Source organism: Melghirimyces thermohalophilus, from assembly GCF_900102685.1.
GTDB lineage: Bacteria > Bacillota > Bacilli > Thermoactinomycetales > DSM-45169 > Melghirimyces > Melghirimyces thermohalophilus.
In genome coordinates, this window is the sequence record NZ_FMZA01000013.1 from 55,286 (window position 1) to 75,241 (window position 19,956).

The following is a 19,956-nucleotide window of genomic DNA, read 5'->3' on the forward strand; positions in this document are numbered from 1 at the left end:
CATTCATGTATAAAAGGGGTTAAAGTATACTGGACCGACCGTAAAGGAGGATTGCTATTCTATGGGTTGGATCCGTTCTTATCGATTTCCCCTTCTCTTGTTGTCTGCCATCCTCATCGGCAGCGTCATCGGTTTGATATGGGGACCGCGATCCGCCGTGCTGAAACCCTTGGGAGATATTTTTCTGAATCTCATGTTTGTGGCGGTGGTTCCACTGGTTTTCGTGACAATCAGCAGTTCCATCACCAATATGTCCAGCTTGAAACGATTGGGTCGGATCATGGGCGGGATGCTTTTGATCTTTGCAGTGACCGGTTTGATTGCTTCGCTATTGATGTTGGTCTCTGTAAAATTGTTCAACCCGGCTGAAAGTGTTCACATCCCCTTGGAAGCGCAGGGGGATATGAAGGAGGTCACCCTAGGTGAACAACTGGTCCAAACGGTGACCGCTCCCGATTTCCGTGATCTCCTGTCAAAGGAAAGGATGCTGGCGTTGATCTTAATGGCGGCCCTTTTTGGAATCGCCGTCAGTCAAACTGGAGAGAAAGGGATCCCTGTTGCCCGGGGCTTATCAGCCCTGTCACAGGTACTGATTCAGTGGGTGGGACTCATTTTATGGTATGCTCCGATCGGCTTGGGGGCTTATTTTGCTGCCCTTGTGGGGGAGTTCGGCCCGCAATTGGTCGGCTCTTATGCTCGGGCAGTTCTCGTTTATTATCCGGTGGCTTTACTCTACTTTGCTCTCTTCTTTACGCTCTACGCTTGGATTGCGGGAGGGAAGGAAGGTGTGCGCCGCTTCTGGGGGGTGATCCTATCACCGGCTGTCACCGCATTGGCCACCGGAAGCAGTGTGGCGACCATTCCCGCCAACCTGACTGCTTCGGCCCAATTGGGTATATCGAAGGAGGTGCGTGATGTAGTCGTGCCGGTAGGCGCCACGATTCACATGGATGGCTCTTGCTTGAGTGCGATTCTAAAAATTTCCTTCCTATTCGGTTTGTTCCACCTGCCTTTTGAGGGAATCGGAACCTATTTGACTGCGATCGGTATCGCCTTGTTGAGTGGAATGGTGATGTCTGGGGTGACCGGCGGCGGTTTTATCGGTGAAATGTTGATCGTCACCATGTACGGCTTTCCTCCAGAGGCGCTGCCGGTCCTGGCCGTCCTAGGCACCGTCGTCGATCCCCCGGCCACGATGGTAAACGCCAGCGGCGACACGGTATCCGGCATGCTGCTCTCCCGATGGACCGAGGGGAAGGGATGGATGGATAGGGAAAGGATACGGACTTTGTAAAAACCGAGGCAGAGGGTGGAAGGGGTGTTGGTTAACTGAGAGGATCAAGCCCAGGTCACATCGGAGTTGGGTCGGTATCGGCTTCCTTGGATATCTTCCTGTTGTGAAAACCCGGACGGGTACCGCTTGGCCCTTGAGAAGCCTCATACCACCAATGCTGTATATCCTAACCGGCTGAAGATGGAGAGGTGGGTGTGACCTTGCAGGTGAATCCGGAAAGCACCGAGCATTGTAAAGCCGGCCGCTTGACGGTGACCGGATTCTTTGTTGCAGGAGGACATTAAGAGTGGTTCCGGCATAGGATAGATGTTAGATCCCGCGGGAAACAACAAGGAGGTTAAAACCATGTATCCGCCCTTCACTCCGCAACATACGGTTTTAGGCTCTCGCCTTTCCCAAGCTCCCGTCACAGTGGCTGTCAAGTACGGGGATGTTGACGGGGATCATGTGATCGACCGGGTTTTGCTGACGGGTACGAAAACTCCGGACAGTCCCCTCTGGCAGAATATCACGTTGCTTGTACAAAACGGCCGCACCCACCAATACCAGCAGATCGCCATGAAAAACAACATGGGCTACAATCCGACCCTTTTCCTGGGTGATTTAACCGGGAACCGCGTGGATGACATATTGGTAGAGATCGACACCGGGGGCAGCGGTGGAGGGATATACGCCTATGTCTTTTCGAATATAAACGGGCAAATAAGGCCGATCTTTGATTCCGAAAGCTTTAACGAGGCGTATTCGTACCATGTCTCCTATGAAAACCTGTATAAAGTCCAGGTGACCAGTTCTCGGTTGCGGAAAAAATTTATACTAGATCTCCACTACAAAGGGAAAGAATACGTATCGGAAATCTATCGTCCAAATGGGACTCTGAAGGAGCCGATCGAAGGCTGGGTTAATCCCGCCTCCGGTTTGTATCCGATTGATTTTAACCGGGATGGAAGTTATGAACTCCAAGCCGTTCAGGCGATCGCCGGCCGATATAACGCCGACCGACTGGGATATATCCAGACGACACTGAAGTGGAACGGACGGGGGTTTGCTCCACAGGATCAGAATGTGGCCATCTTGGGTGGAAATCTGTAAAAAAAGATCCGCTAGTGAAGAGAATGGATCATCGGTGTGTACGGTGTTTCCCTGGCACTTCCATGGTGGCTGTGCCAGGGAATTCTTTTGAGAAATGGAGCAATTTGTGATATTGATGAAGAGAAACTTAGGATGAAAGCAGGTGGAAGGTATGAAGGTCGTCGTTGTTGGCGGGGGCATCGTCGGTGTCAGTGCCGCCTATCATTTAGCGAGGCAAGGGGTAGAGGTGGTATTGGTTGACCGAGAGGATCAAGGTCAGGCTACTGCGGCTGGGGCCGGGATTGTCTCTCCATGGATTTCCCACCGATCCAAGGATCCGGACTGGTACCGTTTAGCACGTGACAGCGCCCGCTATTACCATAGTCTGGTGTCTCAATTAAGGGAAGGTGGAGAGGTCGATTTTGGTTTCCGTCAAGTAGGGGCGCTCGCTATCAGCAGGGATTCTGACGAACTGGACGAGATGGAGGCGCGGGCTTACCGCCATCAAACCGAAGCGCAGGAAATAGGTGAAATCACTCGGATTGCCCCTGGCGAAGTCCACCGGTATTTTCCGCCTTTACGGAAAGATGTGGGGGCCGTCCATATCACCGGTGCCGCCCGAGTGGACGGCTCTAGCCTGCGAGAGGCATTGAAACGGGCTGCCCAACGCCATGGTGCCCATGTGCAGCAGGGAGATGCCCAACCGGAAATGACTGGTTCCCGTGTGACGGGAATCCGTGTCCAGGATGAAAAAATAGAGGCGGATGCCGTTGTGGCCGCATCGGGGGCCTGGACGGCGCAAATGTTGGACCGACTCGGCGTAGCCGTTCCGGTCGCTCCTCAGCGGGGGCAGATCGTCCATCTGCAACTGCCGGGGAATGTAGACACCGCTCGTTGGCCGGTCGTCATGCCGACAGGGAGTCACTATATGCTAGCCTTTGACGATTCCCGGGTGGTGATCGGAGCGACTCGGGAAGATGATACCGGGTTCGATTACCGAAGAACAGCGGGAGGGATGGCAGAAGTATTGAACGAAGCTCTGTCAGTTGCACCGGGATTGGCTGACGGCACGATCTTTGAGACACGTGTCGGATTCCGTCCAGTTACACCGGATCATTTGCCCCTGCTCGGTACCGTCCCACAACTTCCCGGCTTGGTTATCGCCACCGGCCTCGGTCCCTCCGGTTTAACAATGGGTCCCTACGTCGGCCTGCTGGCCGCCTCCCTGTCCTTGCGCGAATCGCCCGCTTTGGATTTAAAGGCGTACGATCCCTTGCGTCAGATTGAGATGAAAGCGGAGAGTCATTAAAAAGAGCCATGAACACACCATATTGTTCACGTTCATATTAGTTGCCAACACCATTAGTTCGACTGATCGGTGTTGGCAACTTTTCGTTCCCCTGGCTGTCGAGCTATCATCCAACGGAACCGGTCTGTTAAACCCGGTATTTTCATTCAATGCATCACAAGATAAGAAAGATTCCGTGCCAAATGGTCGCCTATTCACTACTTATAATCACGCATAATCTGTGTTTTCCAATGTAAATCACAATGATGTACAATGAATGTCCACTGATATGGGATGAAAACGCATTCATTATGTAGGTCCTGAGTGCTACAATCAATGTGGAAGGAGGGAACGCGTTTGTCACTTAGTGATCGAAGCAAAACCATTTTGGCTGAACTGGTTAGTAATCCGAGAATCACGAGTATGGCCTTGGCCAAGAAATACGGCTTAAGTCGTAGACAACTTGGCTACTGCTTCAACTATATCAATGAGTGGCTCATAACCGAAAACCTTCCTGCCATAGAAAGAACAAGACAAGGGCATTTTATAATTGATCAAGCCGTCTTTACGAAGCTTAATGGTGAAGAAGAACCGGTGGGCTCCACCATTCTGTCCGTGAATCAACGCGTCTATCTTATTATCATGATGCTCTTAAGCAGTGAAGAAGAGCTTTCACTTACCCACTTTACAGCGGAGTTGAGTGTTAGTAAGAATACCGTTCTTAGGGACTTAAAGAAGGTACAAACCTATTTGAATGATTATCATTTGAGCATTCGATATTCAAGAAAGTCTGGTTATCTACTAGAAGGTAAAGAGTTTCAGATACGAAAACTGCTTATCAATGTAACCTATCAAATCCTGCAAATGCATGGTGGAAAAAGCAGGATCAAAGAGTTAGCCCATATCCGTTCAGAACAGATCAATGAAATCTATAGACGCATAGAAAACGTGGAGAATAAATTAAATCTAAAATTTACCGACGAAAAAATCGAAACCATGCCCTACATTCTTATACTGGTTCTGAGAAGAATAGAGAAAGGAAAGCAAGTTCATTCCTTTTCCATTCAATATGAGGAATTGGCAAACACGAAAGAGTATAAGGCGACAGAGGAAATTTTCTATGACGCCAAGCAAATCCCAGTGGAAGAACGTTTGTTCATCACGCTACATTTATTGACCACAAATGTATATTGGTCAGAATATTTAACAGAAGATGATGCGATCCCGAACTTAATTCCAGCGATCGACCATATGTTACGTCTTTTTGAGAAGAGTGCATGTATATATCTGCGGGACCGGGAGCAATTGCTGAACAAATTGTTGCAGCATATTAAGCCTGCTTATTATCGAATAAAATATCAGCTTACAGAAACCATCAATATACAAGATTCATTGAGTAAAGAATTTAAGGAACTGCATCATCTTGTAAAAAGATCTACAGGCCCATTAGAAACTTTGATTGGCAACAGCATCCCTGAAAATGAAACCGCCTATATTACGATGCTGATTGGTGGGTGGATGACAAAACAAGGAGACAGCATAGAGAAAAAAGTAAAAGCGATCGTTGTATGTCCTCAGGGTGTTTCCGTTTCAAAATTAATGTTTAACGAATTAAGGGAACTGTTTCCCGAGTTTATATTCCTTGATTCCTTATCCGTTCGCGAATTTCTGGATTATCGTTTGGATTACGATATTGTCTTCTCACCGATCTATCTTGAAACGGACAAAAAATTGTTCAAATGCAAAGCATTCCTTGGACATGAGGAAAAATACCGCCTGCGAAAACAAGTCATGCTGGAATTACACGGATATATCCCAAAAGACATTCATGTGAATCATTTAATCGACATTATAAACAATCACACCGTGATCAAAGATGAAAAAGCTTTAAAAGAGGATTTGCAAAACTATCTTAACCGAGATGAAGACTCATCCGTTAAACAAAACATCGGCAGCAAGGATATTCGTTTAAATGAATTGATTTCTCCGCAGTATATAACGATAAAAAATTCCGTTGCATCCTGGGAGGAAGCCATTCGGGTCAGTGCACAGCCATTGGTTGAAACAGGTAAAATTGGTCCGGAATATGTGGAAGCGATGATTCATCGTACAGAAGAGGACCCCTACATCGTAATCGGCCCGAATATTGCAATCCCACATGCAGCTCCGGAAGAAGGTGTCCATGAAGTCGGAATGAGCCTTTTGCGATTGGAAAAGGGGGTGAAATTCACAACGGACCATGTGATCCACCTTGTTATCGTAATCGCTGCCGTGGATAAGAAGAGGCATATCCATGCACTGATGCAATTAATGAAACTCGCCAGTTCGGAAAAAGACCGAAATCGTTTGATAAACACGGATACGGTTGAAGAGATCTATGAAATAGTCAAATTATATTCTACCGATTAATCAAGCGGCAGGTAACCATATTGAATGAGGTGTGAAAATGAGTGATTTATATTTCGATGAATCGGTTATTCACCTGAATTTGGAAGGTGATACAAAAGAAGATGTTCTAACAGAAATGGGACGTCACCTAGTAAGCAAAGGTCTTGTCAAAGAAAGTTTTATCAATGCCATCATTGCCAGAGAAGGCGAATTCCCAACAGGTCTTCCAACTGCAGGGATTGCTGTAGCAATTCCACATACAGATGTTGAGCACGTCAATCGTAAAACGATCAGTGTCGGTGTTTTGAAAAATGCTGTTGATTTTGGTGTTATGGGGGATGACAGTAAGACGACACCCGTTCGGTTGGTGTTTATGTTGGCAATGGATGAGGCGCATGCCCAGTTATCCTTGCTGCAAAGCTTATCGAATATCTTCCAAGATGAAGATACATTAAAAAGTTTGGTAGAAGCAAAAGACAAAACCAATATCAAACAGCTTTTGGAAGAAAAATTAAGTTTAATCACTCTTTAAAGGAGATGTGTAAAAATGAAAAAGAAACAAGTATTGGTAGCGTGTGGAGCAGGTATTGCAACATCCACTGTTGTGAATGGTGCAATTGAAGAAATGGCCAAAGAACATGACATTAAAGTGGATTTGGTTCAAATCAAGATTGCTGAGGTAGAGAGTTATGTTGATACTGCTGATTTATTGGTGACAACAGCCATGACGAAAAAAGAATATCCATTCCCCGTTATTAATGCCCGATCCTTTCTGACGGGTATCGGGGTTGAAGAAACCAAACAGAAGATATTGGAAGAGCTTAAAAAATAGGATGTTAACAAAAAGTGAATCTCGATTTCTTTTCAAATAAGAAATCGGGATTCGCATTCAAATGTGAGGGGGACAAAACATGCAGGGTTTTGTTGATTTTATAAAAGCTTTCTTAGATTTAGGAGCCACCGTCATCTTGCCCGTTGCCATCTTCTTGTTAGGTTTATTATTTGGCCAGAAACCGGGTAAAGCATTTCGTTCTGGGTTAACGATCGGGGTTGCTTTTGTCGGTATCTTCTTAGTGGTAGATCTCCTTGTGAAAAATCTGGGGCCTGCAGCACAAGGGATGGTGGAGCGGTTAGGTGTTGAGTTAAGTGTTATTGACGTGGGTTGGCCGGCTACATCATCCATTGCCTGGGCATCTGTTGTTGCGGCGTTTATCATTCCATTGGGTTTAATTGTGAACGTTATCATGCTTGCTACAAAAACGACCAAAACCATGAATGTGGATATTTGGAACTTTTGGCACTATACATTCATGGCAGCGATGGTTTATACCCTTTCAGGCAGTATCGTCCAAGCTCTTATTGCAGCGGTCATATTCCAGATTGTCTGCCTCAAAGTTGCTGACTGGACCGCACCTATGGTTAGCGAGTTCTACGAATTACCAGGCGTTTCCGTTGCAACCGGCAGCACCATCTCCTATGCGCCAGGAATATTCTTAGTTAAAATACTTCAACAAATCCCCGGTGTAAAAAAATGGACTGCGGATCCTGACAGCATTCAAAAACGTTTTGGTATTTTTGGTGAATCGATTTTCATTGGATTGTTCTTAGGTGCGACAATTGGATTTCTTGCAGGTTACAGCGCAGGTAAGGTAATTGAAATCGGTATGGCAATGGCTGCTGTGATGGTACTAATGCCCCGTATGGTTAAGATCCTGATGGAAGGGTTAATGCCTATTTCAGAATCAGCACGTCAGTGGTTAAACAAACGATTTGGTGATAGAGAAATTTATATCGGACTCGATGCCGCCGTATTGCTGGGTCATCCTGCGGTGATTTCAACGGCACTCATCCTTGTTCCTATTACGGTTGTACTAGCCGTCATTTTACCGGGAAATGCTTTATTGCCGTTTGGTGACTTAGCCACGATTCCGTTCATTGTTGCCTTTATTGTGGGGGCTGCCAGGGGAAATATTATTCATTCGGTCATCATCGGTACTGTGATGATTGGGTTATCACTGTATATGGCAACGGACGTTGCACAAATCTTTACTCAAATGGCGATAAATGCTGATTTTAATATGCCTGAAGGTTCCGCTAAGATCTCAAGCATTGACCAGGGAGGTAATTTGGTAAACTGGCTCATCTATAAATTATTTAGTTTGTTTCAATAACATCGCTCACTTCAATGAATCATGATTAAGGGGAGCCGAAAATGAAAGCATTGGTAAAAACGAAACTCGGATTTGGCAATCTGGAAATTCAAGAGAAAGAGGAACCGCAAGTAGGTAAAGATCAAGTAAAAATTAAAGTGAAATATGCAGGGATCTGTGGTTCGGACATTCATACCTATGAAGGACATTATAAAGTGGGTGTACCCGTCACTTTAGGACATGAATTTTCCGGTGAAGTCGTTGAAGTCGGTGAGGGTGTTACTGAATTTAAGCCCGGGGATCGGGTGACTTCAGAAACGACCTTCTATATCTGCGGAGAATGTGAATATTGTAAGTCCGGTGACTATAATCTGTGTAATCATCGAAAAGGGCTTGGTACACAGCAAGATGGCGGATTCGCGAAGTATTTAGTTGCCCGTAAAGAAAGTGTTCATCACCTTCCTGAAAATGTGGATTTTCAATCAGCGGCAATGACAGAACCGCTGGCATGCACGCATCACGCAGTTGCAAAAACGGAAATGAACGAAGGTGATCTTGTCGTTGTCATCGGACCGGGCCCGATTGGCTTGTTTTGTGCACAGATTGCCAAAAGTCGTGGTGCTAAAGTGATTATCACAGGTTTAAGCAACGACCGAGTCCGTTTGGATAAAGCAAAAGAATTAGGGATCGACTATGCGGTGAATGTGCAGGAACAAGATATTAAAGCTCTGATTAACAGTCTGACAGACGGCTATGGTGCAGATGTCGTCTTCGAATGTTCAGGTGCAGTTCCTGCAGCAAAACAAGGACTTGATCTGCTGCGTAAAAAGGGGGAGTATGGCCAGGTTGGACTTTTTGCTCAACCGGAAATTCCATTCGATCTGGAAAAGATCATTCAAAAAGAAATCCGTGTCGTCGGAAGCAGAAGTCAGAAACCGGAGGACTGGGAACCCTCTCTTGCGTTGATGAGTAATGGAAGTGTGAACGCAAAAGCGATGGTAACCCATCAATTTGATATTACTCAATGGGACGAAGCATATGAAGTCATTAAAAGTGGAGAAGCGATCAAAGTCTTATTGACTCCAGTTGATTAAGAAAGGTGAAGGGAGGCGTTTAAAAGTGGAAAAGCAAGAATGGATCAATATTATTGATTATACCCTATTAAAACCAAAAAATGAGGGTGGAAAATGGTAAATACATTTTTGGATTTTATATTGGGCCCCTTTCGAGCCATCAGTGATTTTTACTTCGAATACCAGCTCATTTTTAACACTCTGATCGTCGGCTTCGCATTATATAAATTAATTTTCAGCAAGACCAAGCCAAACACTTGAAAGGCTGATAGGAATGAAGTCGCTTAACCTTTATGGAAAACAGGATATTCGTTTTGAAGAATCACCTGAACCCGTCATCAAAAAAGCGGATGAAGTAATCATCAAGATCAAGGCAGTCGGAATTTGCGGTTCAGATATCTCCAGATACAAAAAATTGGGACCCTATGTGGAAGGCATGACATTTGGTCACGAGTTTTCAGGAGTAGTGACAGAGATTGGATCAGAGGTTCGAGGTATTCAGCTGGGAGACCGTGTTGCAGCCTGTCCGACTTTCTATTGTGGTGAATGTGAAAGTTGTCGTAAAGGGGAATTATCACGCTGCAAAAAGCTAACTGTCATCGGTGCACGTCACCCCGGTGCATATGCAGAATATGTGAAGTTGCCAGCAGAAAATATCGTCCCACTTCCGGACAATGTTGATTTCGATACAGCTGCTTTGATTGAGCCTTCATCCGTTGTTGCCCATGGATATTACCGCACACGTATTCAGCCAGGTGCAGAAGTAGCCGTTATGGGGTGCGGAAGCATTGGACTGCTCGCTGTTCAATGGGCAAAAATATTTGGTGCAAAAAAAGTTTATGCGATTGATATTGATGATTCCAAGTTGGATATTGCAAAAGAAGTTGGAGCGGACATATTAATCAATTCATTAGAAAATCCAGCTCATACACAGCTTCTGGAGCAAACAGATGGTAACGGTGTTGATTTAGCGGTAGAATCAGCGGGATCCCCAATCACGTCCGCACAGGTTCTCGCTTTGCCAAAAAAAGGCGGAGAGGTCGTTTTTATGGGTATCCCGTATGCAGATGTCCATATCGAACGGTTCTACTTTGAAAAAATAGTGAGAAACGAATTGAGAGTGTTGGGATCATGGAATGCTATTTCCTCTCCATTTCCAGGAAAAGAATGGAATTCTTCTATTCACTATATGAGTACGGGTCAAATTAATGTAAAGCCCATGATTTCTTATCGGTTGAAATTGGAAGAAGGTCCTGAAACATTTGATCAGATAATCAATAAAAAAGGATCCTATGTAAAGGTTTTGTTTTATCCCGAGATCAGGTAAGAAGCGCATCAGCCTTTGGAGTTTTGGAATGTGGATGGTGGGACCCAAGGAGGATCGGTGTGGGACGGAGTTTTTCAAGTCCGCAGTGTCCAACGTTTAAAACAAGAAAATAACCTTCAGCTTCTACCTTGAATGGTGGCTTCTGCTAAAGGGGAGAATTTACACAGATATATGGACTTGAATTTATCGTCTGCAACCGTATTACGGGTATATTCGAATGATCACCGTTCTTTGACGTGAAGGAACCGTGGCCATCCGAAAACGTGTCCGTAGGCTGATGCGCGAGCTTAGAATCCGTTCGGTCATTCGCAAAAAACGGTCTTTTACGGACGGAAGGCATCTCTCCTTTTTCCGGACCGGTTGAATCGAAAGTTTACCGCCGAGGCTCCGTTGCTTCGTCTCGTGACGGATATTACCTACGTTCGAATCGGGAACGACTTTGCTTATCTATCGGTGGTGCAGGATTTGTACAACAATAAGGAAGGACTTTTTTCGATCGATGCTCACCTTGGCAGGCCCTCTTCGGATGTGGCAGATGCAATCTGTACCCATTAGGGCCTTCGTTCGGATCCTACGCTTCCTTTTCCCTAACCAACCGTTCGATACTTTGAATCACCCAATCCAGAAAATCATTGACTTCGTCCACATCATAGCCCCAGAGCATTCGCTTGAACTCTTGGTTGTGGATGTCGAGGGGTTAGCAACTGTTTGCCCCCAGGAATTACTGGCACGCCTTGTTCCAATGTCCACTCCTCTTTCCGGACCAAGATTTCATAGCTTTCGATCACCTTCCGCATGTAAGCATCCACTTCTTTACGATTATAACCGCGAAAAGCTCGGTGAAACTCTTGGTTGTGAAGCTCCAGGGGGCCATCTTATTATTCTCTCCCTTTTCCTTGAATGATTACTATGATGTAACCCCCACACCACCAGATATTTTAAAATATCCAGCCTTCTGCGAAAGTAAGTTCAAATGTAAGGTTCTTTCAGTTCAAATTTCGACATTGTTGCGGGTGGGGCATATTGATTCTGCCCAATAAATACCAAAGCAGGATTTTGTTACGGTTTTGTGTTCAAGAGCCGGCTTTTCTCTATTCCACCAGGAAAACTGCCTCCTCGAAGGGTAATAGATATAATAGTAGTTCGATCAGAAAGGAGGATTCGTATGCGGTGGATCGGAGTGGTTCTGACATTGTTGTTGGCAGTTTCCTGCGCTGGACCTCTTGATCCGGGGACCGGTTCGGAGGGAACAGGGAAGACGAAACAACGGGAAACCCAGCAGAAGAAAGGAAAGGTGGAGGAGATCGCGACCGGGTTGCAGGTCCCTTGGTCCTTGGTGGTGACCGAACAGCATATCTATATCAGCGAACGCGGCGGGGCCATCGTCGAGTTGCCGCGGGAAGGGGGGAAGTGGAAACGGCGACAGCTGAGGTTAAAAAAGGCCGTTCACCACGAGGGTGAGGGCGGGTTTCTCGGGATCGCTGCCCATCCGGAGTTTGAGGAAAATGGTCAGCTCTATGCGTATCACACCTACCGAGATGAGGGAAAGACGCGGAACCGACTGATTCTCCTCAAACGGGAGGAGGGGGTTTGGAAGGAGAAACAAGCGTTGCTGGAGGGAATCCCAGGCGGCTTTATCCACAACGGGGGTCGGCTGGGAATCGGTCCAGATGGAAAATTATACATCACGACGGGGGATGCAGGAAAGGAGGAGCATGCGCAAAACCGGAACAGTCTAGCGGGAAAGATTCTCCGCATGAACTTGGATGGATCTGTGCCCGAGGACAACCCTTTTCCCGACTCCCTTGTCTACAGCTATGGACACCGCAACCCGCAAGGGCTGGCCTGGACGGAGGAGGGTGTCCTGTACAGTGCGGAACATGGCCCCTCGGGTGATGAATCGGGCCGGGATGAAATCAATCGGATCGAAGCGGGTAAAAACTACGGATGGCCGATCATCACCGGAGATGAGAAAAGGAAGGGAATGATCTCTCCCCAGTACCAGTCGGGAGAAGACACATGGGCGCCTTCCGGGTTGACCTTTCTGGAGGGGAAGTTGTACATCGCCGGACTCCGCGGAGAAGAGGTGCGCTTCTTCGCCACGGGCAAAAAGGAATCTGGACGGATCTTTACGGGAAAGGGGCGCTTGCGGGATATCGTCGCTGTAGATGGAACTCTCTATGTGTTGACCAACAACACCGATGGGAGGGGAAGTCCCAAAAAAGGGGACGATCGGTTGTTTAAATTAGCGCCGTGAATGGGGGAGAGCGGGTGATCACGATCAGACCGGAGACTCACCTGGGATCTTCTTAAACGGAGGCCCGTTGCAACTTCTCCTCGTATTCACCCAGTTCCTCTTGTGGGGGAGATCCGGTACATATTCAATCTTAAATCCCAAATACCCATACAGCATAGCGATCAAGGGACTGATCTACGCCAGGAATGCAAAAGGGGGCGCAGTTGAGCTTAGAGATACCCAAGGTTGCTGTCATAAAGGCTCGACACAGGCCCATAATGATTCAAATGTATTGTGTATGGAACTAGAATGATAAAAAATAGGCAAAGGAGTTTACCCGCATGGAAGGCTAAAAAACCGAGTTATCTCGCCGTCGTCTATACCGATGTGATTCAAGGCATCATCCTGTTCGTCGGATTTGTCACACTTACCGTTCTCACATGGGTCAAGGTAGGCGGAATCCACGCTTTCTCAGAAACCTTGCCAAAAGGAATGACCTCCTTTATTCCTCCTTCAAGCACCCAAGGAGGAAGCAAAGTGGTTAGCATTGTGGAACCGGCGTCGTAGGGATAAACATCGCACGTGACATCGAATCCCCTGGCCCGGGCATCATCGATCAGATTCATCGCATCCATCACCTGGCCCCAGTTTCTCCTGCCAGCCGCTTTTAGGTGGCTGATGTGGAGGGGGACACCGCTTTTTTCCGCGATCCAGATCACCTCCCTTACTGAGGGAAGTAGGTTGTTTCCTTCCCCTCGAATATGGGTGGACAACAAGCCGTTATATTTGGTGAGGACTGTGCATAATTCCGCCAGCTCTTCCTTGGAGGTGTAGCTCCCAGGAGCGTAAAGAAGTCCGATGGACAGGCCGATGGCTCCATCCTTCAGCCCTTCTTCCAGTAATTTTTTCATCCCTTCGATCTCTTTTGGAGAAGCAGGCCGGTCAGCGAACCCCATCACGGCGATTCGTAAGGCACCGTGGGCGACATAGGTCGCCAAGTTGTCGGAGGGGTGATGTTGTTTGACATAGTCCATATATTGCCCAACCGTTTCCCAAGGCCAATCCCAGTCGGTTTTTCCCAGGACCGGCTCAACATAACTACGCAGCAGTTCTCCGTGCTCTCTGAAAAAAGGTGCTGGTGCCAAGCCGCAGTTGCCGATTACTTCCGTGGTGACCCCTTGTTGGAGTTTGATTTCGCTATGGGGGTGATCGAGGATCATGAGATCCGAATGGCAATGGCCGTCGATAAATCCGGGTGCGATCACCTGACCGCAGGCATCAATCCTTTGTCGTCCCTTTTGTTGAACACGTCCCACTTCAACGATGGTTCCATCCTTCACCCCGATATCGCCGAAAAACCAGGGGTTTCCCGTCCCGTCAATGATCCGTCCATTTTGGATGACCAGGTCCAGCATCGATGTTCCCTCCTAGGATAGATGGCCTCTCGCGCTTACTTCCCAAGCTTCGTATTCACCGTGGTCTTTCTCTAAGTAGATCCGGTTGTGCAGGTTGACGGTGCTGCAGATATGGTTGGGGATGATCCGGAGGCGGTCCCCGACTTGAAAGGAATGGTCCGGGGTCACTTTCAACATGCCGTGTTCCTCCGTCATCCGTTCGAATACGACATCCGGATAGCCCACCACGTGGCCAAACCCGGTCATGTGATGAGGGGGGGTATTTGGCTGCACATCGGTGGCAAAGGTTTTACTCCCCCCGTCGATCACGATGCGATCATCTGAAGGCCGACTTACCACGGTGACGAGAACCGATGCAGCGCAATCATCCAGGGAGGAGACTCCCAGCTGGGCTTGCATTCGGTCATAAAACACATAAGTGCCGGGCCTGACTTCGGTTACCCCGTCCACCTTCGCGGCGTGGGCAGCGGTAGGGGTTGAACCTACACTGACATCGCGAATGGGAACCCCCTGCTCCCGAATCCGCTTTGCCAGGGAAGCCATCATGTTGCCTTCTTCGATGCCGGCCCGTTCCAAGTCCAAGGTAGGTTTTCCTTGAAGCAGCGCCCCGCGGAAGGTGTAGATCCCGGTTAAACGGAGGGCGGGGAGATTGTGGATCACCTGAGCCAGTTCCACGGCTTGATCATAGGGGATGCCGGTTCTTTTCAATCCGGTATCCACTTCCAGGCGAACTTGGAGGGGGCGTTGATCAGCTTCCGCCATCGCTGAGAGTTTCTCCGCTCCCATCAGACTGTCTACACCGATGGTCAAATCCGTCATGCGGTTTAATCGCTGAACGCGTTCAATTTTGGTTTCACCGATGATGGGGTAGGCGATAAAAATGTTCGAGAGCCCGTGCTGAGCCATCACCTCTGCTTCGGAAACTTTGGCAGTAGTGATGCCGACGGCACCATCGTTCAGTTGCTTTTTAGCGATCCGCGGGATTTTGTGAGTTTTGGTGTGGGGGCGAAGCTTTACGTTGTATGGGCGAAGCGTTTCCGCCATTTGGTGGATGTTGTTGGCCAATTTATCCGGGTCGATGACGAGACAGGGTGTTTCCAACATCGGTGTACCTCCTGTTTTTTTAGGGTGGGTTATACAAGATGTATTTGGATATTCCGAAGAGTAACACCTATCTTCCTTGGTTATCATGGAGACGGGTTTGCCGTCCCTTTTTTGACTTTTTGATATTATATGTCCAATCGGAATTGGAATTCAATAGGATGCGGAGAGGAAGGGACGGTAAATACAGGTAGGAAAACAGGATTGAAAACACCCGAAATCTCCCTCAGACGTTGGGTTTACACAAGGTTTTGCTGATATCGAAAGGGATGATATCCGGTTACACCACAGATTGCGTTTTTGTTGGAACGTGACAAGGAAATGGGGAAGTAAAAGGGGCTATCCTGGGAGGTTTTTCGGTAGACGGCATCCGGGAACCGTGTGCCGCTAGAATAATGAGTAGCTAAAGATGAATAATACCCGTGACAAAGGAGGTTGACCGATGATGGCACGCAATGTGACCCAAAAATTGATTGGAGATCATCTGGTCTCTGGAGAGATGAAAACGGGTGAGGAGATCGGCATTCGGATCGATCAAACCTTGACCCAGGATGCAACCGGAACGTTGGTGATGCTGGAGTTAGAAGCGATGGGATTGGACCGGGTAAAGACCGAGATTTCCGCACAGTACGTCGATCACAACCTGTTGCAAGAGGATCATAAAAATGCGGACGACCATCTGTTTTTGCAAAGTGCCGCCCAACGTTTCGGTCTCTGGTTCAGCCGTCCAGGAAACGGTGTCAGCCACCCTGTCCATATGCAGCACCTCGGCAAGCCGGGAAAAACCATGGTGGGTTCCGATAGTCATACCTGTGCCAATGGTTCACTGGGGATGTTGGCTATCGGGTCCGGGGGGCTGGAAGTGGCTATGGCGATGGCAGGTGAGCCTTTTTACATTAAAATGCCTGAAGTGTGGGGGGTGAGGTTGACCGGGAAACTGCCAGAGTGGGTGAGTGCCAAGGACGTCATTCTGGAAATGTTGCGCCGCTACGGGGTATCCGGCGGTGTGGGAAAAGTATTTGAGTATCATGGGCCCGGGTTGGATTCCTTATCGGCGATGGATCGACATGTGATCGCTAATATGGGAGCAGAGTTGGGATGTACGACGACGGTCTTTCCCTCTGATGATGAAGTCCGCCGGTTTTTATACAGACAAGGGCGGGAGGCGGATTGGGTGTCCCTGCTGCCTGATGAGGGGGCTGAATACGATCGCGTGGTCGAACTGGACCTTACCCAGTTGGAACCTCTCATCGCGTTACCAGACAGCCCGGGAAATGTGGTTCCCGTTCGGGAGGTGGCCGGACGTCCGGTTTACCAATCTTATATCGGTTCCTCTGCCAATCCGGGGTACCGTGATTTTGCTATTGCTGCAAAAATGGTGAAGGGACGTCAGGTGGTCGATACGGTTTCTTTTGATATCAACCCGACTTCGAGGCAGCTTTTAGAAAATCTGATGCAAGAGGGACTTCTCTTCGACCTGATTCAGTCTGGTGCGCGTTTGCACCAAGCGGGATGCAACGGGTGCATCGGGATGGGACAGGCCCCGGCTACCGGCCGCAACAGCTTGCGGACGGTACCGCGCAATTTTCCCGGTCGCTCCGGGACCGTGGAAGACAGCGTCTACCTGTGCAGCCCGGAAACGGCGACGGCATCCGCTTTAACAGGCAAAATCACGGATCCGCGGGATCTGGATATGGATTATCCTGTGTTGGATGAACCGAAAAAGCCGGTGATCAACACGCAAATGTTGATGGAGCCGCCGTCGCCGGAGGAATCCCGGAAGGTCCAACTGGTGAAGGGGCCCAACATCTCCACCATCCATGAGTTGGAGCCATTGGCTGATCCGCTGGAGGTGGAGGTGCTGTTAAAGGTAGGGGATGATATTTCCACTGATGAAATATTGCCGGCGGGCGCCCATGTGTTACCTTTCCGCAGCAACATTCCGCGAATCAGTGAATTTGCCTTCGGAATTGTTGATGACAGCTACGCGAAGCGGGCGATGGAAACATACGACCAGGGGCGGCGACACGCTGTGGTCGGCGGAGAAAACTACGGTCAAGGTTCCAGTCGGGAACATGCGGCTTTAGCTCCTCAATACCTGGGATTGCGCCTGGTTGTAGCGAAAAGCTTTGCTCGCATTCACTGGCAAAATCTGATCAACTTCGGCGTCCTTCCCCTCACCTTTGACGATCCCGAAGGTTACGATCAATTAGAACAAGGGGACGTTCTGATCCTCCCCCATCTGCAGAAAAGCATTGAACAGGGAAGAAAACTGACCGCTGAAGTAAAAGGGAGAAATCAGACGGTCGCTTTAAAACATGATCTCTCCCCCCGTCAAATAGACGTGATTCAGGCTGGAGGTTTGATCAACTGGGTGCGACAACGTCAATAGGTTCTCCCTCCCACTGGTGCTAACCCATACAGAACCCTTTCCGCCGACTGAGTGGGGAAGGGTTCTTTTATGCCCGATCGTTGGATCAAGCTTACAAGCAATACAAATCGATGCTGTTCGGTCTCGTTTATCGGATCTTGGGTATTGCCGCCCGATGCGGAAGACATTGTGCAAGATGTATTCGCACAATTCATGCAGCCCCGTCTTTGGATTTGGGATTTCACAGATAAGATAGATGGAGGCTTCGGATGGCGACAAAGAGAAGCGGAAAATGCACTCGCTTGGGCCGTCTTTCTACGAGTATCGGATTTATTGTCGTAGGAAGTACCGGTTGGAAGTCGGTTGAGTAGGGTACGTCGGGCCGGGGCCCGCGATTTTGTGGCTAGCGGGATGTAGGGGGACATTGATGGAGGGGGACTTAACGGGTACTAACGTATCCGTATATAGTTTTCCCTGAAGGAGTGGAGCGAGTGGAACGCGGTGGAAGCGAATAGGAGGCAACCGAGGTAATTCGAGGTGAATTAGGATGCACACCAATCGCCCCGTTGAAGGAAACGGATTTAACTGAAGCGGGGCGTTGTACCCTGAACCCGAGACAGCCGATTCAGATGTGACGGATTTCCACTCTGAAGTATGTACAAACCGGTCTAACATTACGTCTTAACAAGATACAAAATAATTTGACTATTTGTCTAGTGTCATCTGTATGTTTAACGTTTAGAATGGATCATGGATGCTAACTAAAACCAGGAAAGAGAAAATCAGGGAAGTCAGGGGGAGATAAAAGAAGGTACGTGAGCAAACGATCGAAGGCATTTTATTTACTAGGAGGTATAACATTGAGTGATTCAAAACAACCGCTTATATCCATTGATAAATTAGCGAAAGTTTTTGAGGAATCAACACCAAGTTATAATGCTCAAGAGGCAATCGATGAATCCAATCGGTGTCTTTATTGTTATGATGCACCTTGCATTACTGCTTGTCCAACAGGTATTGATGTCCCCGCATTCATAAAAGGCATTGCTTCAGGAAATATAAAAGGTGCTGCGAAGATAATTATGGAGGATAATCCTGTCGGGGCAACTTGTGCTCGGGTATGTCCAACAGAAGAATTATGTGAAGGTGCATGTGTTTTGAATCATTCTACAAAGCCTATTATGATCGGACAATTGCAACGCTATGCAACGGATTGGGCCATTAAAAATGAACAGGTTTTGTTTAAAGCAGGAGAAAAAAACGGGAAGTGTATCGCTATTATAGGCAGCGGTCCTGCCGGACTGTCTGCGGCACGTGAATTGGCGCTGTTGGGTTATGAAGTTATTGTATATGAAGCTAAAAGAGAGGGAGGGGGACTAGACACCCATGGTATAGTTCCTTTTCGTCTTCCAAAAGATATTTCCCTTTGGGAAGTGAAACAGGTTGAAAATTTAGGTGTTGAAATCCGTACAAACATTGAGGTAGGTAAAGATATATTAGCAGAGGATCTCGTTAAAGAATTTGATGCAGTGATATTAGCTGTTGGAATGTCAAAGGTGCCCATGTTGGGGATTGAAGGTGAAGAATTAGATGGTGTTTATGACGCGATTGATCTTGTAGAAAATGTCAAAATCAATGGCGTTACGGACGAGGATTTTTCAGGAAAACGGGTGGCTGTTATTGGAGCCGGGAATACGGCAATTGACGGGGCAACCATTTCGGCCAGACTCGGTGCAAAAAATGTGAAAATTATATACCGGAGAACAGAAGCGGAAATGACGGCTTATGATTTTGAATATGAGTTTGCAAAGCAGGATGGTGTTGAATTTAGGTGGTTAATGTCCCCCAAACGTCTAATCGGTGATGACAAAGGCCATGTTAAACAAATGGAATGTGTTCGAATGGAGTTGGGAGAGAAAGGCGAAGACGGACGACGTCATCCTGTCGAGGTTGAGGACTCCACATTCACCATGGATGTTGATATTGTAGTTAAAGCGATTGGTCAAACGCGATTCAGGAGATTAATCGATCATTTTGGTTTAGAACATAATGGCGGTGTGGTTCAGGTGGATCCACAAACTTACCAAACGTCAATTCCAAAGGTATACGCTGCGGGTGACGTTATATTTGGAAAAGGACAGGGGGAGGCTATGGTTGTTTCAGCAGCCCAACAAGGAAAGGAAGCGGCTTATTCGATCCATAAACAATTAAACAAGTCTAGAATAGAAACAGCTTAGTAAGG

Annotated in this window: 16 protein-coding genes and 2 pseudogenes; 14 read left to right on the forward strand and 4 right to left on the reverse strand. The window is 47.7% G+C overall.

Translation table 11 applies throughout. The annotated features are described in order from the left end of the window. The first annotated feature begins 61 nt into the window (after window positions 1-61). The 10 genes and pseudogenes from BLP91_RS10785 to BLP91_RS17165 form a co-directional block, all read left to right on the forward strand. Complete coding sequence (locus tag BLP91_RS10785; RefSeq protein WP_091570751.1) at window positions 62-1,294, forward strand: dicarboxylate/amino acid:cation symporter; 1,233 nt, start codon at window positions 62-64, stop codon at window positions 1,292-1,294. Window positions 1,295-1,639: 345 nt separating this feature from the next. After that, window positions 1,640-2,386 (forward strand): hypothetical protein, encoded by a 747-nt coding sequence (locus tag BLP91_RS10795; protein ID WP_091570758.1) that lies wholly within the window; start codon window positions 1,640-1,642, stop codon window positions 2,384-2,386. 151 nt (window positions 2,387-2,537) lie between these two features. Continuing rightward, a complete protein-coding gene (locus BLP91_RS10800; protein ID WP_091570858.1) occupies window positions 2,538-3,674 on the forward strand; it encodes an NAD(P)/FAD-dependent oxidoreductase in 1,137 nt (378 codons plus the stop codon). 336 nt (window positions 3,675-4,010) lie between these two features. After that, the gene (locus BLP91_RS10805; RefSeq protein WP_091570761.1) at window positions 4,011-6,062 is read left to right on the forward strand and encodes a BglG family transcription antiterminator; all 2,052 of its coding nucleotides are present in this window, start codon (window positions 4,011-4,013) and stop codon (window positions 6,060-6,062) included. Window positions 6,063-6,099: 37 nt separating this feature from the next. Continuing rightward, window positions 6,100-6,573, forward strand: a complete 474-nt coding sequence (locus BLP91_RS10810; RefSeq protein ID WP_091570764.1) for a PTS sugar transporter subunit IIA — start codon at window positions 6,100-6,102, stop codon at window positions 6,571-6,573. 15 nt (window positions 6,574-6,588) lie between these two features. Then, complete coding sequence (locus BLP91_RS10815; RefSeq protein WP_091570766.1) at window positions 6,589-6,873, forward strand: PTS sugar transporter subunit IIB; 285 nt, start codon at window positions 6,589-6,591, stop codon at window positions 6,871-6,873. Between the two features lie 79 nt (window positions 6,874-6,952). Further along, window positions 6,953-8,212, forward strand: a complete 1,260-nt coding sequence (locus BLP91_RS10820; protein WP_091570769.1) for a galactitol-specific PTS transporter subunit IIC — start codon at window positions 6,953-6,955, stop codon at window positions 8,210-8,212. A gap of 41 nt (window positions 8,213-8,253) precedes the next feature. Beyond that, window positions 8,254-9,285, forward strand: coding sequence for a zinc-binding dehydrogenase (locus tag BLP91_RS10825; protein ID WP_091570771.1), 1,032 nt, complete (start codon window positions 8,254-8,256; stop codon window positions 9,283-9,285). Window positions 9,286-9,538: 253 nt separating this feature from the next. Beyond that, entirely contained in the window at window positions 9,539-10,591 is a 1,053-nt protein-coding gene (locus tag BLP91_RS10830; protein ID WP_091570775.1) for a galactitol-1-phosphate 5-dehydrogenase, read from the forward strand. Window positions 10,592-10,772: 181 nt separating this feature from the next. Continuing rightward, a pseudogene (locus BLP91_RS17165) lies at window positions 10,773-11,071 on the forward strand (IS3 family transposase); the annotation flags it as partial. A gap of 91 nt (window positions 11,072-11,162) precedes the next feature. Here BLP91_RS17165 and BLP91_RS10840 read toward each other — a convergent pair. Beyond that, entirely contained in the window at window positions 11,163-11,279 is a 117-nt protein-coding gene (locus BLP91_RS10840) for a DivIVA domain-containing protein (RefSeq protein WP_425412214.1), read from the reverse strand. After that, window positions 11,239-11,457: a DivIVA domain-containing protein gene (locus tag BLP91_RS17555; RefSeq protein ID WP_091570784.1), complete on the reverse strand. Its 219-nt coding sequence runs from the start codon at window positions 11,455-11,457 to the stop codon at window positions 11,239-11,241. The genes BLP91_RS10840 and BLP91_RS17555 overlap by 41 nt, the downstream gene beginning before the upstream one ends. 299 nt (window positions 11,458-11,756) lie before the next feature. On the opposite strand from BLP91_RS17555, the gene BLP91_RS10850 reads away from it, so the two are divergent. Both BLP91_RS10850 and BLP91_RS17560 read left to right on the forward strand, forming a co-directional pair. Continuing rightward, on the forward strand, window positions 11,757-12,848 hold the full coding sequence (locus tag BLP91_RS10850) for a PQQ-dependent sugar dehydrogenase (RefSeq protein ID WP_091570786.1): 1,092 nt from the start codon (window positions 11,757-11,759) through the stop codon (window positions 12,846-12,848). A 288-nt stretch (window positions 12,849-13,136) separates the two neighbouring features. After that, on the forward strand, window positions 13,137-13,394 hold the full coding sequence (locus tag BLP91_RS17560) for a sodium:solute symporter family transporter (protein ID WP_143003532.1): 258 nt from the start codon (window positions 13,137-13,139) through the stop codon (window positions 13,392-13,394). A gap of 86 nt (window positions 13,395-13,480) precedes the next feature. On the opposite strand, the pseudogene BLP91_RS10855 reads toward BLP91_RS17560, so the two are convergent. Further along, window positions 13,481-14,242: pseudogene (locus BLP91_RS10855) on the reverse strand (N-acyl-D-amino-acid deacylase family protein); the annotation flags it as partial. 12 nt (window positions 14,243-14,254) lie between these two features. After that, window positions 14,255-15,346 carry an alanine racemase gene (locus BLP91_RS10860; RefSeq protein ID WP_091570792.1) on the reverse strand — a complete coding sequence of 364 codons (1,092 nt, stop codon included), beginning with the start codon at window positions 15,344-15,346 and terminating at the stop codon, window positions 14,255-14,257. Between the two features lie 442 nt (window positions 15,347-15,788). Between BLP91_RS10860 and BLP91_RS10865 the strand changes: the two genes are divergently transcribed. Then, complete coding sequence (locus tag BLP91_RS10865; RefSeq protein WP_091570861.1) at window positions 15,789-17,735, forward strand: aconitate hydratase; 1,947 nt, start codon at window positions 15,789-15,791, stop codon at window positions 17,733-17,735. Window positions 17,736-18,574: 839 nt separating this feature from the next. Continuing rightward, window positions 18,575-19,951, forward strand: coding sequence for an NAD(P)-dependent oxidoreductase (locus BLP91_RS10875; RefSeq protein WP_091570797.1), 1,377 nt, complete (start codon window positions 18,575-18,577; stop codon window positions 19,949-19,951). Window positions 19,952-19,956: the final 5 nt, after the last annotated feature.

What these genes read in the sequence shown, in the direction of transcription:
- BLP91_RS10800 (WP_091570858.1), top strand. Translation starts at nt 2,538, where the DNA reads ATGAAGGTCGTCGTTGTTGGCGGGGGCATCGTCGGTGTCAGTGCCGCC.
- BLP91_RS10850 (WP_091570786.1), top strand. Translation starts at nt 11,757, where the DNA reads ATGCGGTGGATCGGAGTGGTTCTGACATTGTTGTTGGCAGTTTCCTGC.
- BLP91_RS10815 (WP_091570766.1), top strand. Translation starts at nt 6,589, where the DNA reads ATGAAAAAGAAACAAGTATTGGTAGCGTGTGGAGCAGGTATTGCAACA.
- BLP91_RS10825 (WP_091570771.1), top strand. Translation starts at nt 8,254, where the DNA reads ATGAAAGCATTGGTAAAAACGAAACTCGGATTTGGCAATCTGGAAATT.
- BLP91_RS10795 (WP_091570758.1), top strand. Translation starts at nt 1,640, where the DNA reads ATGTATCCGCCCTTCACTCCGCAACATACGGTTTTAGGCTCTCGCCTT.
- BLP91_RS10865 (WP_091570861.1), top strand. Translation starts at nt 15,789, where the DNA reads ATGGCACGCAATGTGACCCAAAAATTGATTGGAGATCATCTGGTCTCT.
- BLP91_RS10785 (WP_091570751.1), top strand. Translation starts at nt 62, where the DNA reads ATGGGTTGGATCCGTTCTTATCGATTTCCCCTTCTCTTGTTGTCTGCC.
- BLP91_RS10830 (WP_091570775.1), top strand. Translation starts at nt 9,539, where the DNA reads ATGAAGTCGCTTAACCTTTATGGAAAACAGGATATTCGTTTTGAAGAA.
- BLP91_RS10810 (WP_091570764.1), top strand. Translation starts at nt 6,100, where the DNA reads ATGAGTGATTTATATTTCGATGAATCGGTTATTCACCTGAATTTGGAA.
- BLP91_RS10820 (WP_091570769.1), top strand. Translation starts at nt 6,953, where the DNA reads ATGCAGGGTTTTGTTGATTTTATAAAAGCTTTCTTAGATTTAGGAGCC.
- BLP91_RS17560 (WP_143003532.1), top strand. Translation starts at nt 13,137, where the DNA reads ATGATAAAAAATAGGCAAAGGAGTTTACCCGCATGGAAGGCTAAAAAA.
- BLP91_RS10860 (WP_091570792.1), bottom strand. Translation starts at nt 15,346, where the DNA reads ATGTTGGAAACACCCTGTCTCGTCATCGACCCGGATAAATTGGCCAAC.